We start from the raw sequence: 16,442 nt of genomic DNA, 5'->3' as shown, positions 1-16,442 counted from the left end.
CACAAAAAACCCCGCCGAGGCGGGGTTTTTCGTTATCAGCTGTTGGCCTTCAACTTGGCCAACCGCAGCCAGGTATCGACCACGGTGTCCGGGTTCAACGACACCGACTCGATGCCTTCCTGCATCAGCCATTCGGCCAGGTCCGGGTGATCCGACGGCCCCTGGCCGCAGATGCCCACGTACTTGCCCTTGGCGCGCGCGGCCTTGATCGCCAGCGACAGCAGCTTCTTCACCGCGGGGTTCCGCTCGTCGAACAGATGCGCCACGATCGAGGAGTCGCGGTCCAGGCCCAGGGTCAGCTGGGTCAGGTCGTTGGAGCCGATCGAGAAGCCGTCGAAGATCTCCAGGAACTCATCGGCGAGCAGTGCGTTGGACGGCACTTCGCACATCATGATGATCTTCAGGCCGTTCTCGCCCTGCTTCAGGCCATTGGCCGCCAGCACTTCGACCACCTTGCGGCCTTCTTCCAGCGTGCGCACGAACGGAATCATGACCCACAGGTTGTCCAGGCCCATCTCGTTGCGCACGCGCAGCACGGCCTTGCACTCCAGCGCGAAGGCAGCCGAGAAGCTCGGGTCGACGTAACGGCTGGCGCCGCGGAAGCCGATCATCGGGTTCTCTTCGTGCGGCTCGTAGTTGCTGCCGCCGATCAGGTTCGCGTACTCGTTGGACTTGAAGTCCGACAGGCGCACGATCACCGGGTTCGGTGCCACCGACGCGGTCAGCGTGGCGATGCCTTCGGCCAGGCGGTTCACGTAGAAGCTCACCGGGTCGGCATAACCGGCGATCTTCTCGTCGATCTTCTTCTTCGTGGCCGCATCCTGGCGGTCGTATTCCAGCAGCGCGTTCGGATGGATGCCGATGTGGCTGGCAATGATCATCTCCAGGCGGGCCAGGCCGATACCGGCGTTGGGCAGCTGGCCGAAGTCGAATGCACGTTCCGGGTTGGCCACGTTCATCATGATCTTCAGCGGCGCCGGCGGCATGTTGCCGAGGTCCGTGGTGGTGCGTTCGAAGTCCAGCTTGCCTTCGTAGATGAAGCCGGTGTCGCCCTCGGCGCAGCTGACCGTCACTTCCTGGCCGTCCTGCAGCACCTGGGTCGCGTTGCCCGAACCAACCACGGCCGGCACGCCCAGCTCACGCGCGATGATCGCTGCGTGGCAGGTACGGCCACCCCGGTTGGTCACGATCGCCGAGGCGCGCTTCATCACCGGTTCCCAATCGGGATCGGTCATGTCGGCGATCAGCACGTCGCCCGGCTGCACGCGGGCCATGTCGTCCAGCGACTTGACCACGCGGGCCACGCCGGCGCCGATCTTGGCACCCACGGCGCGGCCTTCGGCCAGCACCTTGCCGTCCTTCTGGTTCAGCGCGAAACGCTCGATCTGGGTGGCGTGGCCACGCGACTTCACCGTTTCCGGGCGCGCCTGCACGATGAACAGCTTGCCGCTCACGCCGTCCTTGGCCCACTCGATGTCCATCGGGCGGCCGTAATGTTTTTCGATGATCAGCGCCTGCTTGGACAGTTCCTGCACGTCCTCGTCGCTGATCGAGAAGGTGTTGCGCTGCTCCACCGGAGTGTCTTCGATGCGCACGCGCTCACCGGGCACGTCCGAATAGACCATGCGGATCGCCTTGCTGCCCAGCGAGCGGCGCAGGATGGCCGGCTTGCCGGTATTCAGGGTGGGCTTGTAGACGTAGAACTCGTCGGGGTTGACCGCTCCCTGCACGACCATTTCGCCCAGGCCGAAGCTGGAGGTCACGAACACCACGTCACGGAAGCCCGATTCGGTGTCCAGGGTGAACAGCACGCCGGACGACCCCACGCCCGAGCGCACCATCAGCTGCACGCCGGAGGACAGGAACACGTCTTCGTGCTTGAACCCGTGGTGCACGCGGTAGGCGATGGCACGGTCGTTGTAGAGAGAGGCGAACACTTCCTTGACCTTGTGCACGACGTCGTCGGCACCGGTGACGTTGAGGAAGGTTTCCTGCTGGCCGGCGAACGAGGCGTCGGGCAGGTCTTCGGCGGTGGCCGAGGAGCGCACGGCCACGGCCACGTCGCCGCCGCCGTTCTCGTCGCACAGCTGCTTGTAGGCGCTGCGGATGTCCTGGTCCAGCTGCGGCTGCAGCGGGGCGTCGATCACCCAGCCGCGGATTTCCTTGCCGGCTGCGGTGAGCGCGGCGACATCTTCCACGTCCAGCGTGGCCAGCTTGTCGAAAATGCGCTTGGAAAGATCGTTGTGTGCGATGAAGTCCTTGAAGGCTTCAGCGGTGGTTGCGTAACCGCCGGGGACAGAAACCCCCAGACCGGCAAGATTGCCGATCATTTCGCCAAGCGACGAATTCTTGCCGCCTACGCGGGCCAGGTCGGCCAGGCGCAGTTCGTGCAACCACAGGATATTCTCGTTCAAGCGCGATGCTCCGTTTGGCCATCGCCCGAGGCGGGCTTAATGGCCACGTCCGTAGGAAGAAGCCGATATGATGCCGGGCAGACCGCCGTCGGCACAAGCTTGTATCGTCGGCCTTTTTCAGCTTCAGAGGGGTTAAGCGCCATATGTCGACGATCCGTCCGGTCTTCTACGTATCCGATGGAACCGGTATCACCGCTGAAACCATTGGGCATAGCCTGCTCACCCAGTTCTCCGGATTCAGCTTCATCACCGATCGGATGTCGTTCATAGACGACCCCGAAAAAGCGCGGGAAGCCTGTGAACGGATCAAGGCGGCGGGGGAGCGCTACCAGGTCCGGCCGATCGTGGTCAGTTCCTGCGTGGACAGCGGCCTGAGCATGATCCTGGCCGAAAGCGGCGGGCTGATGCTCGACGTGTTCGCCCCCTTCATCGAGCCGCTGGAGCGCGAACTGGCGGTCAACCGCCATTCCCGGGTCGGCCAGGCGCACGGCATGGTCGACTTCGAGACCTACCACCGCCGCATCAACGCGATGAACTTCGCGCTGACCCACGACGACGGGATCGCCATCAACTACGACGACGCCGACGTGATCCTGGTAGCGGTATCGCGGGCCGGCAAGACCCCGACCTGCATCTACCTGGCCCTGCATTACGGGGTGCGCGCGGCCAATTACCCGCTGACCGACGAGGACCTGGAGCAGGACCGCCTGCCAGCCCGGCTGCGGCCCTATCGCAAGAAGCTGTTCGGGCTGACCATCGACCCCGACCGGCTGCAGCAGATCCGCCAGGAGCGCCGGCCCAATTCGCGCTACGCCAACCTGGAAACCTGCCGGCGGGAGGTCGCCGCGGCCGAGACCATGTTCCGGATGGAGCGCATCCCGACCCTGAGCACCACCCATACCTCGATCGAGGAGATTTCCAGCAAGGTATTGACCACGTTGGGGTTGCAGCGCGAGCTGTATTGACGGTTGACCGGTGGCAATCCGCCCCCACGTTGAAGGATCAACGTGTAGGATCGAGACATGGCCCAGGCATCGCCCCGCATCGAACGTATTCCCCGGCTCAGCCGCCTGAGCTGGCTGATGGGGCTGTACGCCGAAAACTACCGCCACCTGGTCCGGCTGTTCGAGCCGGCCGACCTGATGCCGGGCAGCTACGTGTCCTCGGTCGGCGACGGGCTGGACGTGCGCCTGGACGTGATCGAGTGCCACCCGTACACCGTGGAACTGCGCCTGACCTACGATTTCGCCGACCCGGTCACCGGTCAGCCGGACCCCTCTGCCTATGTGCGGCTGTACCGCGACGCCCGCCAGGCCGAGACCACCCACTGCTACGTGGGACGCCGCTGGCAGGACGTGGTCGGCATGTACCCGCCGCCGGCCGAGCTGATCAGCCACCGCATGCGCATGAACACCTTCCTGGGCAAGTGGCTGGAATACCTGGCCGAGCGCGGCCACGGCGTGGCCACCCTGCAACGGGATGGCGACGCCGCCCCCGCACCTTCCGACGCCCGTCGCGCCCAGATAGCTGGTTGACCTGATGCCCTATACCCCGATCGTGGCCACCCTGGGCTACGTGCTGTCCCCTGATGGCCGCCAGGCCTTGATGATCCACCGCAACGCCCGCCCCGGCGACCAGCACCTGGGCAAGTACAACGGCTTGGGCGGCAAGGTCGAGCGCGACGAGGACGTGGCCGCCGGCATGCGCCGCGAGATCCTGGAAGAGGCCGGCATCGAATGCGGCACCATGCGCCTGCGTGGCACCCTCAGCTGGCCGGGGTTCGGCAAGGCCGGCGAGGACTGGTTCGGCTTCGTGTTCGTCATCGACGACTTCACCGGCACGCCGCTGACCTCCAACCCGGAAGGCACCCTGGAATGGGTGGACGTGGACAAGCTGGAGACCCTGCCGCTGTGGGAGGGCGACCGCCAGTTCCTGCCGATGGTGTTCGACGCAGACCCGCGCCCGTTCCACGGCGTCATGCCCTATCGTGATGGCGTCATGCAGGGCTGGTCCTATACCCGTCTGTAGGAGAGCCCCGCGTTATCCACAGGGGGTGTGGATGACCGGTGCGTAAGTTTGTGGATAAGACCCGGCAGCGACCATCGCCCATGGCTGTCAAGATGGGTGGCGAAAAATTCACCGCTGGTCAGCGCCGTGTGAGTGCCATGCGAAGGCGCGCCTGTCCGTGAAGGCTGTCGCGGTTTGGCCCGCTCGCGGTACTCTTTCCGTATTGCCGCCACCCGAGCTTCCATGAAACGTCACTTCACGATGCTGCGCGAGTTCCAGCTGGCCGACTGGTTCACCCTGGCCAATGCGTTCTGCGGCACCGGCGCCGTGTTTGCGGCGATGCGCTTCCTGCAGGACGGCGAGCGCAGCTACCTGCTGTTCGGCATGGCGCTGATCCCGCTGGCCTTCATCTTCGACGCGCTGGACGGGCGCATCGCGCGCTGGCGCAAGTCCAGCTCGACCCTGGGCCGCGAACTGGACTCGCTTTCGGACGTGATCTCCTTCGGCGTGGCCCCGGCCGCGCTGGCCTATGCCTGCGGCATGCAGGGCGGCTGGGACTGGCTGGTGCTGAGCTACTTCGTGTGCTGCGGCGTGAGCCGCCTGGCCCGCTACAACGTCACCGCCGAGGCGCTGGCCGGCGAGGGCGACAAGGTGCCGTACTTCGAAGGCACGCCGATTCCGACCAGCCTGGCGCTGGTGGTGGTGCTGGCCGTTGCCGCCAGCATGGGGGCGATCGGCCACGACCTGTGGCTGGGTCGCTGGCAGCTGGGTCCGTGGCAGCTGCACCCGCTGGTGCTGCTGTTCGCCCTGTCCGGGTCGCTGATGATCAGCAAGACCCTGCGCATTCCCAAGCCATGAGCACGGCCGGCAGCGGGCACGACGCGGGCGACTTCGAGGCACTGGCGCGCCAGTACTTCAGCGCCTGGGGCGACGCGCTGCGCCATGCGGCCGCCCCCGGTGCCGGCGGGCCTGGCGCTCCGGGTGGCTGGCAGCAGGCCATCGACGGCTGGGCGCAGCTGATGTCCAGTCCGGGCAACCGGCAGTCGGAAGACGCCGTGCATCGGTTCCGCGAGCAGGCCGGTGGCTGGTACGGCACCATGCAGCAGGTGGCCGCGCAGTTCGCCGGCCAGGACGCCAGCAGTGCCGATATCGCCCAGGCCTGGCGCAACGCGGTGGAAGGACAGGGCGACGGCCTGTTGAAGTGGATGCTGCAGGGCGCACGCGGGCATACCCAGCCCGGCGGCCCGGACCTGCTGGCGCTGCTGGAACGCCTGCAGCAGGACCTCGGTCCGTGGCTGCAGAGCCCGGCGTTCGGCCCCGGCCGCGAGCATCAGGCGCGCTGGCAGGCGCTGCTGCGCGCCCAGCAGGAATTCCAGGGCCACGCCAGCGACTACGTGGACCAGATCAAAAAGGCGCTGGACGACGCGTTCGCCCTGTTCGAGCAGCGCCTGGCCGAGCACGAGCAGCCGGGCAACCAGCTGACCAGTGCGCGCGCGATGTTCGACCTATGGATCGAGGCGGCCGAAGACGCCTACGCCAAGGTCGCCATGTCCGAGCCGTTCCAGAAGGTGTACGCATCGCTGGGCAATGCCCAGATGCGCCTTCGCAGCGCCGCGCAGCAGGAAGTGGAACGGCTGTGCGAAGCGTTCGGCCTGCCGACCCGCACCGAAATGGATGCCGCGCATCGGCGCATCACCGAGCTGGAGCGGCTGGTAAGGCGCATGGCGGCCAAGGCCGCGCCGGAACCGGCCGTAGCGGCGAAGCCGAAGAAGGCGACGCCGAAGAAGGCGACGCCGAAGAAAGCGACGCCGAAGAAAGCGACGCGCGCCCGCAAGGCCGCCCCATGAAGGGACCGCTGGGCTTCAACGCCGAAGACCTGCTGCAGGAAACCCTGTCCATGCAGCGCAAGCTGATGGACGGGCTGAAGCTGCTGCCGTCGGTCGAAGACGTGGACTACGGCGCCACCGCGCGCGAGGAAGTCTGGCGCGACGGCAAGGTGACCCTGTACCGCTTCGTCGGCGAAGAAACGCCGGTACAGCGCACGCCGCTGCTGATCGTCTACGCGCTGGTCAACCGCCCGTACATGGTCGACCTGCAGGCCGACCGTTCGCTGGTGCAGCGCCTGCTGGCACTCGGCCACGACGTGTACGTGCTCGATTGGGGCTACCCGGACCGTTCCGAGCGCTACCAGACCCTGGAGGACTACCTGCTGCGCTTCGTCGACGGCGCGGTGGACCATCTGGTCGCGGCCAACGACGGCGCACCGATCAACATGCTCGGTGTCTGCCAGGGCGGGGTGTTCGCGCTGTGCTACGCCGCGCTGCGCCAGCCCAAGCTGGCCAACCTGATCACCATGGTCACGCCGGTCGACTTCCAGACCCCGGACAACATGCTCTCGCACTGGGCGCGGCAGGTGGACGTGGACCTGCTGGTGGACACGCTGGGCAACATCCCGGCCGACCTGATGAACGCCAGTTACCTGATGCTCAAGCCGTTCCGGCTCAACATCCAGAAGTACGTGGGCCTGCTCGACATCCTCGACGACAAGGCCGCGCTGCAGGATTTCCTGCGCATGGAGAAGTGGATCTTCGACTCGCCCGACCTGGCCGGCGAAGCGTTCCGTGACTTCATCAAGCAGTTCTACCAGGGCAATGGCCTGATGCACGACGGCGTGCGGATCGGCGAAGAACACGTGGACCTGCTCCAGGTCACGCTGCCGGTGCTGAACATCTACGCCGAGCAGGACCACCTGGTGCCGCCGGATGCGTCACGCGCGATGAAGGACCGGATCGGCAGCGACGACTACACCGAGAGCAGTTTCCGCGGCGGCCACATCGGCATCTATGTCTCCGGCCGCGCGCAGCGCGAAGTGCCGGGTACCATTTCGGCATGGCTGGCCGAACGCACCTGAATCCAACCGCGCTGCGCGCGCTGCAGGCACTGGGCGCGGTCTGGACCGTGCCCAATACCCTGATCGGCGTGATCGGCGGTCTGCTCGGCATGCTGGCCGGCGCCCGCCCGTACTGGAGCCGCCGCGACTGCGCGCTGGTGTTCCGCGAGTATCCCTGGGGCCCGGGCGGGGCGATCACCCTGGGCAACGTGATCCTGCACACCGGCCCGCGCCTGGAGGTGCCGTGCCGCACCTACGCGCACCAGGCCGGGCACTGCACCGAGCCGGTGATCTCCCTGCACGACCATGAACGCGCCCACGTCTTCCAGTACCTGGTGCTGGGCCCGTTCTACCTGCCGGTGTACCTGCTGTGCGGCGGGGTCAGCGCACGCAATCCGTTCGAACGCGCGGCCGACCTGTACGCGCTGAACGGCCATGGCTGGTGGCCCACGCGGCGTCATCTGCATGAAAGCAAAGGTCATTAGCCTCCTGACACGCCAGTCAGGTTGGCCACGCTAAGCTGTGACCTGTTGGACATGCATGACGTTTCTGGAGGAACACATCACATGGCAATCGTTCTTTATGTCGGTGGTAGCAAGGATGGCGACAAGGGCCTGGTGCCCCACGGATTCAGCAAGTCGCAGGCCGAAACAGACATCGGCCCCGAGATCTACACCGAGCGCTTCATGGAGCTGCAGGGCTTTGGCAGGGTTCGGGTGATGGCGCTGGAGTCGCTCAACGACGACGCCGCGAAGCTGCGCGCGGCCCGCCACTACCGCTGAGGCGTAACGACCCACGGTCGGTACCTACCGGGTCTGGCAATGTCAACGGGTTTCCCCCGCCGCCCAGCGTTGCCACAATCGGTGTTTTCCGCATAGTGGCTTCGGCCGGACGCAATGCCAGACCTCAAGCTCGCCCAGCAGATCGCCCATACCATCGCCGTTGAAATCGGCGCCCAGACGGCGCAGGCGCAGGCCGCCATCGCGCTGCTCGACGAGGGCGCCAGCGTTCCGTTCATCGCGCGCTACCGCAAGGAAGTCACCGGCGGGCTGGACGACACCCAGCTGCGCAACCTGGAAACCCGCCTGAGCTACCTGCGCGAGCTGGAAGACCGCCGCGCGGCCGTGCTGGCCAGCATCGACGAGCAGGGCAAGCTCAGCGACGAACTGCGCAACGACATCCTGGGCGCGGACACCAAGTCGCGCCTGGAAGACCTGTACCTGCCGTACAAGCCCAAGCGCCGCACCCGTGCCCAGATCGCCCGCGAGGCCGGCCTGGAGCCGCTGGCCGATGGCCTGCTGGCCGATCCGACCCTGGACCCGCAGGTGTTCGCGGCCGGGTTCGTCGACGCCGAGAAGGGCGTGGCCGATGCCAAGGCCGCGCTGGAAGGCGCCCGCGCGATCCTGATGGAGCGCTGGGGCGAAGACGCCGCGCTGGTCGGCGAACTGCGTGCCTGGCTGGGCGACACCGGCGTGATCCGCGCGCGCGTGGCCGAAGGCAAGGAAGAGCAGGGCGCCAAGTACCGCGACTACTTCGAACATGCCGAGTCGCTGGCGAAGATCCCCTCGCACCGGCTGCTGGCGCTGTTCCGCGCGCGCCGCGAAGACATCCTGTTCCTGGAGCTGGACCCGGGCAGCGACGCCGAGGCCGGCCACGTATACGCCGAAGGCCGCGTGGCGTTCAAGGCCGGCATCCGTGACGCCGGCCGCCCCGGCGACCGCTGGCTGCTCGACGCCTGCCGCCTGACCTGGCGCGCCAAGCTGCACATGCACCTGCTGCTGGACCTGTTCAACCAGGCCCGCGAAAAAGCCGAGGCCGAGGCCATCGGTGTGTTCGGCGACAACCTCAAGGACCTGCTGCTGGCTGCCCCGGCCGGTCCGAAGACCGTGCTCGGGCTGGACCCGGGCATCCGTACCGGCTGCAAGATCGCCGTGGTCGATGCAACCGGCAAGCTGGTCGCCACCGACACGATCTATCCGCACGAACCGCGCCGGCAGTGGGACCAGTCGCTGGCCACCATCCGCCAGCTGTGCATGAAGCACAACGTGGAGCTGATCGCGATCGGCAACGGTACCGCCAGCCGCGAAACCGACAAGCTGGCCGGTGAAGTGATCCAGGCGCTGGGCGAGGCCAAGCTGCAGAAGATCGTGGTCAGTGAAGCGGGCGCCTCGGTGTACTCGGCCTCCGAATTCGCGGCGAAGGAGTTCCCGGACCTGGACGTGTCGATCCGTGGCGCGGTGTCGATCGCACGGCGCCTGCAGGATCCGCTGGCCGAACTGGTCAAGATCGAGCCCAAGGCCATCGGCGTGGGCCAGTATCAGCACGACGTCGACCAGTACCGGTTGGCGCGCGCGCTGGACGCGCGGGTGGAAGACTGCGTCAACGCGGTCGGCGTGCACGTCAACACCGCCTCGGCCGCGCTGCTCTCGCGCGTGTCGGGGCTGTCCTCGACCGTGGCCGAGAATATCGTCCGCCACCGTGACGAAAACGGTCCGTTCAAGCGCCGCAAGGACCTGCTCAAGGTGCCACGCCTGGGTGACAAGACCTTCGAGCAGTGCGCCGGGTTCCTGCGCATCGCCGACGGCGACCAGCCGCTGGACGCGTCCTCGGTGCACCCGGAAGCCTACCCGGTGGTGGAGCGGATCGTGGCCGCCACCGAACGCCCGATCAAGGCGCTGATCGGCGACGGCAGCTTCCTGCGCGGGCTGAAGGCCGAGCAGTTCACCGATGCCACCTTCGGCGTGCCGACCGTGCGCGACATCCTCAAGGAACTGGAGAAGCCCGGCCGCGATCCGCGTCCGGAGTTCAAGGCGGCGCGTTTTGCCGAAGGCGTGGAGGAGATCAAGGACCTCAAGCCGGGCATGATCCTGGAAGGCGTGGTCAGCAACGTGGCCGCGTTCGGCGCGTTCGTCGACATCGGCGTGCACCAGGATGGGCTGATCCACATCTCGGCGTTGTCCGACACCTACGTCAAGGACCCGCGCGACGTAGTCAAGGCGGGCGACATCGTCAAGGTCAAGGTGCTGGAGGTGGACGTGGCGCGCAAGCGCATCGCCCTGACCCGGCGCCTGGACGACACCCCGGCCCCGGCCAGGGCCCCCGGCGAGCGCGACGCACGCCCGGCCGGTGCAGGCCGGCGCGACGGTGGTGGCGGTCGTCCTGGTGGCGGCCGCGGCGCCGCGTCCGGCCCGCGCCCGGGCAGCAGCGCGCCGCCGGCCAACAATGCGCTGGCCGAGGCGTTCGCCAAGGCCAAGCGCGGCGGCTGAGCGCCTCACCCCGTTTCCCGCTGAATACCGGTAGGCTGTACCGGCGGCGGGAGACGAGATGACAGATCACCAGGCGGAACAGGGCGGTCCGGTCCAGGGCGATGCGGCCAGCGATGGCAGCGCCGCGCTGGCGCGTGCGTTGCGCGAGATGACCGAGCAGCACCGGCGCCTGGAGATGATCATCGACGGCACCGCGATGGGCACCTGGGAGTGGAACTGCCAGACCGGGCAGATGTGGGTGAACGAGCGCTGGGCACAGATCGTGGGGTATACCCGCGAGGAACTGGCACCGATCACGCCTGAAACATTTTTCCGGCTGGTGCATCCCGAGGACCTGGCCCGCTCCAATGCGTTGCTGCGCGAGCATCTGGAGGGGCGTTCCCCTCAGTACGACAGCCTGTGCCGCATGCGCCACAAGCAGGGCCACTGGATCTGGGTGCAGGACCGCGGCCGCGTGTACGAATGGGACGCGCACGGCCAGCCGTTGCGGATGGCCGGTGCGCACGCTGACGTAAGCGACCTGCAGAACGCGCTGGAAGACGCGGCCGACATGCGCCAGCGCCTGCAGGCGGTGGTCGACGCCTCCGACGAAGTGGCGGTCATTGCCACCGATACGGCCGGGGTCATCAACCTGTTCAACACGGGTGCGGAAAAACTGCTGGGGTTCCGCGCAGACGAGGTGATCGGCCGGGTCAACCCAGGGCTGTTCCATGACGTCCACGAGGTCCAGGATTTCCTGCGGCCGCTTGCCGACGCCGACGGTCGCCTGCCTACGGTGTTCGAGGCGTTGACCGCCCACGCCGCGCACGGCACCTGGTCGCACCAGTGGACCTTCGTGCGCAAGGACGGCGAGCACCGCCAGGTGCGGCTCTCGATCAGCCCCCTCGATTCGGGCACTGGGCAACGGATGGGCTATGTCGGCATGGCGGTGGACATCACGCCGCTGCTGGAGGTGCGTGAGCAGGCGTTCGTGGCCGCGGAAAAATTCGCCGGTGCGTTCAATTCTGCGGCGCTGGGCATGGCGCTGGTGTCGCTGGAAGGACGCTGGCTGGATGTGAACGACGCACTGTGCGGCATCCTGGGCTACACGCGGGCGGAACTACTGGAGATCGACTTCCAGACCCTGACCCACCCTGACGATCTGAACACCGATCTTGCGCTGGTGGGCGACCTGCTGGCCAGCCGCCGCGACCACTACCACATGGACAAACGGTACCTGGGCAAAGGTGGCAATGTGGTCTGGGGGCGCCTGTCGGTGTCGCTGGTGCGTGCCCCGCACGGCGAGCCGCTGCATTTCGTTTCGCAGATCCAGGACGTTACGGCGCAGCGACTCAGTGGCCAGCAGCTGCGTGACTCCGAACAGCGTACCCGGGTCACTCTCGATGCGGTCGCCGACATGGTGCTCACCCTGGACCTGCAGGGCCAGATCCAGTACGCCAACGCAGCCGCCACCCGCGCGCTGGCCGGGGAGGGTGCTACACCGCTGACCGGCAGCCAGGTCCAGGAAGTGATGGAACTCACCACCGAGTACGCGCCGCGGTCGCCGCTGGACCTGGCGGTGCTGATGGACCCGGACAGCAACGCGGTGGACCTGCATTCGGACCTGCTGCTGTCGGTAGGCGCGCGCCTGCTGCCGGTGGACGTGACCCGCGCCTGGCTGCAGGACAGCAGTGGACAGGTCAGCGGCGCGGTCTGGGTGATCCGCGACGTGACCCAGCAGCGCGCCCGTCAGCGCGAAGCGCGACACCTGGCCGAAGTGGACCCGCTGACAGAACTGAGCAACCGGCGCGGCTTCGAGGCGCACCTGCAGGAGGCCATTACCCGGGTCGCCCGTACCGGGCAGTCGGCCTCGCTGATGTTCCTCGACCTGGACAACTTCAAGCCGATCAACGACACCCACGGCCATCTGGCCGGCGACGCGATGTTGTGGGCCGTGGCCACCGTGCTGCGCAACGGCGTGCGCGACTCGGACGTGGTGGCGCGGCTGGGTGGCGACGAATTCGCGGTGATCCTGGCCGGGTGCTCGCTGCGGCGGGCACGGCGGATTGCCAGCGACCTGCTCGAAGCGGTTCGCAACCTGAGCGTGCCGTGGAGCGTGGATCGGCTGGTGGTGGGCACCAGCATCGGCATCGCCGCGATCAGCGGCGGCATGAGCGTGGACGCAGCGGTAGCTGCCGCCGACGCGCAGTGCTACCGGGCCAAGGCCCTGGGCAGGAACAACGTGCAGGTCGAAGCGCCGGTGCACGGCGGCCCGGATCCGCTGGACCTGGGGGATGGCGACCTGGACATCGAGAGCAGCGAAGGCGGACCGGGCTGAATTTTTCAGCTTCGCGATCACACTTGGCGGAATATGGGCTCAAGCACCCGGGGGTGCGGTCGATACCCTCCCGCAGCACATTTTCTGCGGTTATCGAAGCGTTGTCGGAATCATGTTAAAGCGTGCACCGGTTAACAGTCTGGGAGAATATCTGCCAGATTCGGTTGAGTATGGTCATGGGAACGGCGAAGCTGTTCGCAGAAAATGCGAAAAACAACGCCCCGGAACGGGATGCTGGACAGTCCCCACCGCCCAGCACCCCGTCGCGAGGCAGGTGAATTCTTACTGTTGGCCATTCGCCGACGCTACGTAGAGTTTGCCAAATACACGCAAATTCGGCATGACCTATAGGTGTGCACGCACCTGTGCACGTGTCGTACAGTAGGCCCCGCCCGCGCCGCGGCGCTCAGGACGAAAGCCTCCGCAATCGCACCCTGATTATCCAAAAGTACTTATGGAAGACATGCCTGCCCTGATTTTCCCGGACTTCGAGGCATATTCAAATTCTGTCGACGGAATCGACGGCGAGATGCGGGTGACCGGTCACGGCGATGGTCCGTGGTCGCTGAATGTACTGGAGCTTGGCGGATTAACCCTGCTGCACGGCATCGATGGCGCACCGGTGCTGTATCGTGGCGCCCCGCATGAAGGGCGCTTCGGCGCCTACCTGTCGCTGCCCGGCAGCGAGACCGAACTGGACGGCCAGCGCGTGGGCGACGACGGCTTCACCTGGCTGGCGCCGCGGGTGGAGCTGCAGGGCTTCACCCGGGTACCGGCCACCTTCCTGGCGATCGACTTCACCGAGCGCGTGCTGCTGGAGCAGGCATCACAGATCGAGGCGCTGGACGTGACCGGGCTGTACCGCACGCGCAACATCGTCACCACCACCGCCATGGTCGGGCACATCAGTGCGTTGATCCAGCGCGCATTCGAGGTGCGTGAAGCGCGGCCGGATGCGTTCGTCGACGCCGGGCCGCGCCTGGCCTTCGTGGCCCAGCTCACCTCCGCCGTGCTGCAATGCCACCAACGCGCGGGCAGCGAACCGAGTATTGCCAAGCGCGGACGCCCGCCGCTGCCGCGCCGGGAAATCGTCCGGCGCGGGGTCGAGCACATCCAGCGCAGCCTGCGCGGCGAGGTGGCGTTCTCGGACATCCCGTTCGCGGTAGGTGCGTCGCAGCGCTCGTTGAACCGGGCCTTCGACGACCTGTTCGGCATGGCGCCGCATCATTTCTACCTGATCGAACGCCTGCACGCGATCCGCAGCGCACTGCGTTCGGCCAGGCCCGGCGACACCATTACCGGCATCTGTTCACGCTTCGGGGTGTGGGACCTGGGCCGGATGGCGGCGCAGTATGCGCGCATGTTCCACCTGCAGCCGGCGCAGGAGCTGGCGCGGGCGCTGGGTGCGAAACCCACGGCCGGCGCTGCTGGCACGGGGCGGCGGCGCTGAGCAGGCCGGCCTAAAGATTCGTCGGCGGCAGCCGCTGACATGGGGCAGAGAGTTGTAACGCGTCATCCCACGGAAGGTACGTCAGTAACACGACGCTCTTCGTGAGTCCCCAAGCGTTCTTGCGTTCTACACCGGACATGGGGTCCGGCGTAGCCCATCGAGCTTGTTGGAACCGAGGAAACAATGATGTCCACCGCAGCCATTCAGCCACCGGCGGCCGCACGCACCCGCGATCCAGAATTCACCTCAGTCCTGCGTTCCCTTGGAGCGCTGGCGTTCGCCCCCCGTGCAAGCCGCCAGGCCAGCGCCGCGCTCGCGCAGCGCAACGCCGAGCTGGAAGCCCAGGTCGCCGCGCTGCACCGCGTGCAGGCCGTGATCGAGTTCGACCTGGAGGGCACCATCCTGCAGGCCAACGCCAACTTCCTGCAGACCCTGGGTTACACGCTCGAGGAGATTCGCGGCAAGCACCATTCGATGTTCGTCGACCCCGAACACGTGCGCAGCAGCACCTATCGCGAGTTCTGGGCGCGGCTGGGGCGCGGCGAGTTCGACGCCGGCCAGTATCGTCGGCTGGGCAAGGGCGGGCGAGAGATCTGGATCCAGGCCTCGTACAACCCGGTGTTCGACAGCAGTGGGCGTCCGGTAAAGGTGGTCAAGTTCGCCACCGACATCACCGCGCAGCAGATGCAGGCGGCCGACTTCGCCGGCCAGCTGGCCGCGATCAACACCTCGCAGGCGGTGATCGAGTTCAGCCTGGATGGACGCATCCTGTCGGCCAACGACAACTTCCTGGCCGCACTGGGCTACACGCTCGACGACGTGCGTGGCAAGCATCATTCGATGTTCGCCGAGCCCGACTACGCGCGGAGCGATGCCTACCGCGAGTTCTGGCAGAAGCTCGGGCGCGGCGAATTCGACGCCGGTCAATACCGTCGCCTGGGCAAGGGCGGGCGCGAGGTGTGGATCCAGGCGTCGTACAACCCGATCTTCGACATGAACGGCAAGCCGTTCAAGGTGGTCAAGTACGCCACCGACATCACCGCGCAGGTCCGCGACGCACAGGCATTGGCCGCTGCCGTGGCGCAGACGCGCGATGTGGTGGGTGCTGCCCAGGCCGGCGACCTCAGCAAGCGCATCGACACCGCAGACAAGACCGGGCAGATCGCGGCGCTGTGCGAAGGCGTCAACGCCATGGTGGAAACCATGGGCAGCATGATCGGCCAGATCCGTGTTGCCGCCGATGCCGTGGCGCTGGGCGCCAGCGAAATCGCGGAAGGCAACAGCGATCTGTCGCAACGCACCGAGCAGCAGGCCGCCTCGCTGGAAGAGACCGCAGTATCGCTGCAGGGCCTGACCGGTACCGTGCGCCAAAGCGCGGACAACGCGCGCCAGGCCAGCGCGCTGGCCGGCGGCGCAGTGGACGTGGCCGCGCAGGGCGGTCGCGTGGTCAACGAGGTGGTCGCTACCATGGCGCTGATCAATGCCTCGTCCAAGCGCATCGTCGACATCATCGGTGTGATCGACGGCATCGCGTTCCAGACCAACATCCTCGCGCTGAACGCGGCGGTTGAAGCGGCGCGCGCCGGCGAACACGGCCGCGGGTTTGCCGTGGTCGCCGCCGAAATCCGCTCGCTGTCGCAGCGCTCGGCCGGCGCGGCCAAGGAGATCAAGCAGCTGATCGACGACTCGGTCGACCGCGTCGGCACCGGCACCGCGCAGGTGGAAAGTGCAGGGCGCACCATGGAAGAGATCGTGGCCAGCGTCAAACGCGTGGACGAACTGATCGCGCAGATCAGCGTTGGCGCCCAGCAGCAGAGCGACGGCATCATGCAGATCAACCAGGCGGTGGAGCACATCGACCAGAGCACGCAGCAGAACGCGGCGCTGGTGGAGGAAGCCTCGGCGGCGGCACGCAGCATGGAAGAGCAGGCGACCCAGCTGCTGCAGACCGTTGCGGCCTTCCGCGTGGACGGTGCGGTGGCCCAGGCCCTGCGCCATGCGGCGCAGTCGGGCAGCCCCGGCGGGGCACCGACGTTGCGGCTGGTCTGAATCGTCCAACGAACAAAAGGCCAGATCGATTGATCTGGCCTTTTCTGTT

General features: G+C 66.9%; 13 protein-coding genes. 12 read left to right on the top strand and 1 reads right to left on the bottom strand.

Translation table 11 applies throughout. The annotated features are described in order from the left end of the window. Window positions 1-35: 35 nt before the first annotated feature. On the bottom strand, window positions 36-2,414 hold the full coding sequence (gene ppsA / locus PDM28_RS11140) for a phosphoenolpyruvate synthase (RefSeq protein ID WP_311182033.1): 2,379 nt from the start codon (window positions 2,412-2,414) through the stop codon (window positions 36-38). Between the two features lie 143 nt (window positions 2,415-2,557). Between ppsA and ppsR the strand changes: the two genes are divergently transcribed. From ppsR to PDM28_RS11080, 12 genes are all read left to right on the top strand, one after another. Continuing rightward, window positions 2,558-3,379: a posphoenolpyruvate synthetase regulatory kinase/phosphorylase PpsR gene (ppsR, locus tag PDM28_RS11135; RefSeq protein ID WP_070206265.1), complete on the top strand. Its 822-nt coding sequence runs from the start codon at window positions 2,558-2,560 to the stop codon at window positions 3,377-3,379. 57 nt (window positions 3,380-3,436) lie between these two features. Continuing rightward, window positions 3,437-3,949, top strand: a complete 513-nt coding sequence (locus tag PDM28_RS11130; RefSeq protein WP_311182032.1) for a DUF1249 domain-containing protein — start codon at window positions 3,437-3,439, stop codon at window positions 3,947-3,949. Window positions 3,950-3,953: 4 nt separating this feature from the next. Next, window positions 3,954-4,442, top strand: coding sequence for an NUDIX hydrolase (locus PDM28_RS11125; RefSeq protein ID WP_070206263.1), 489 nt, complete (start codon window positions 3,954-3,956; stop codon window positions 4,440-4,442). Window positions 4,443-4,664: 222 nt separating this feature from the next. Further along, window positions 4,665-5,279, top strand: coding sequence for a CDP-alcohol phosphatidyltransferase family protein (locus PDM28_RS11120; RefSeq protein WP_102944811.1), 615 nt, complete (start codon window positions 4,665-4,667; stop codon window positions 5,277-5,279). After that, window positions 5,276-6,268: a class III poly(R)-hydroxyalkanoic acid synthase subunit PhaE gene (gene phaE, locus PDM28_RS11115; RefSeq protein WP_311182031.1), complete on the top strand. Its 993-nt coding sequence runs from the start codon at window positions 5,276-5,278 to the stop codon at window positions 6,266-6,268. Before PDM28_RS11120 ends, phaE begins: the two co-directional genes overlap by 4 nt. Next, window positions 6,265-7,332, top strand: coding sequence for a class III poly(R)-hydroxyalkanoic acid synthase subunit PhaC (gene phaC, locus PDM28_RS11110; protein WP_311182030.1), 1,068 nt, complete (start codon window positions 6,265-6,267; stop codon window positions 7,330-7,332). Before phaE ends, phaC begins: the two co-directional genes overlap by 4 nt. After that, window positions 7,311-7,796, top strand: a complete 486-nt coding sequence (locus PDM28_RS11105; RefSeq protein ID WP_311182029.1) for a hypothetical protein — start codon at window positions 7,311-7,313, stop codon at window positions 7,794-7,796. Before phaC ends, PDM28_RS11105 begins: the two co-directional genes overlap by 22 nt. A gap of 81 nt (window positions 7,797-7,877) precedes the next feature. After that, on the top strand, window positions 7,878-8,093 hold the full coding sequence (locus PDM28_RS11100) for a hypothetical protein (protein WP_311182028.1): 216 nt from the start codon (window positions 7,878-7,880) through the stop codon (window positions 8,091-8,093). A gap of 114 nt (window positions 8,094-8,207) precedes the next feature. Next, window positions 8,208-10,577 (top strand): Tex family protein, encoded by a 2,370-nt coding sequence (locus PDM28_RS11095; protein WP_311182027.1) that lies wholly within the window; start codon window positions 8,208-8,210, stop codon window positions 10,575-10,577. Between the two features lie 58 nt (window positions 10,578-10,635). After that, a complete protein-coding gene (locus PDM28_RS11090; RefSeq protein WP_311182026.1) occupies window positions 10,636-12,894 on the top strand; it encodes a PAS domain S-box protein in 2,259 nt (752 codons plus the stop codon). 463 nt (window positions 12,895-13,357) lie between these two features. Beyond that, window positions 13,358-14,344, top strand: a complete 987-nt coding sequence (locus PDM28_RS11085; RefSeq protein ID WP_311182025.1) for an AraC family transcriptional regulator — start codon at window positions 13,358-13,360, stop codon at window positions 14,342-14,344. A 186-nt stretch (window positions 14,345-14,530) separates the two neighbouring features. Further along, window positions 14,531-16,393, top strand: a complete 1,863-nt coding sequence (locus tag PDM28_RS11080; RefSeq protein ID WP_311182024.1) for a methyl-accepting chemotaxis protein — start codon at window positions 14,531-14,533, stop codon at window positions 16,391-16,393. Window positions 16,394-16,442: the final 49 nt, after the last annotated feature.

This window comes from Stenotrophomonas aracearum, from assembly GCF_031834615.1.
In the GTDB taxonomy this organism is placed as follows: Bacteria; Pseudomonadota; Gammaproteobacteria; order Xanthomonadales; family Xanthomonadaceae; genus Stenotrophomonas; species Stenotrophomonas aracearum.
This window is presented reverse-complemented; position numbering and strand designations above follow the sequence as displayed.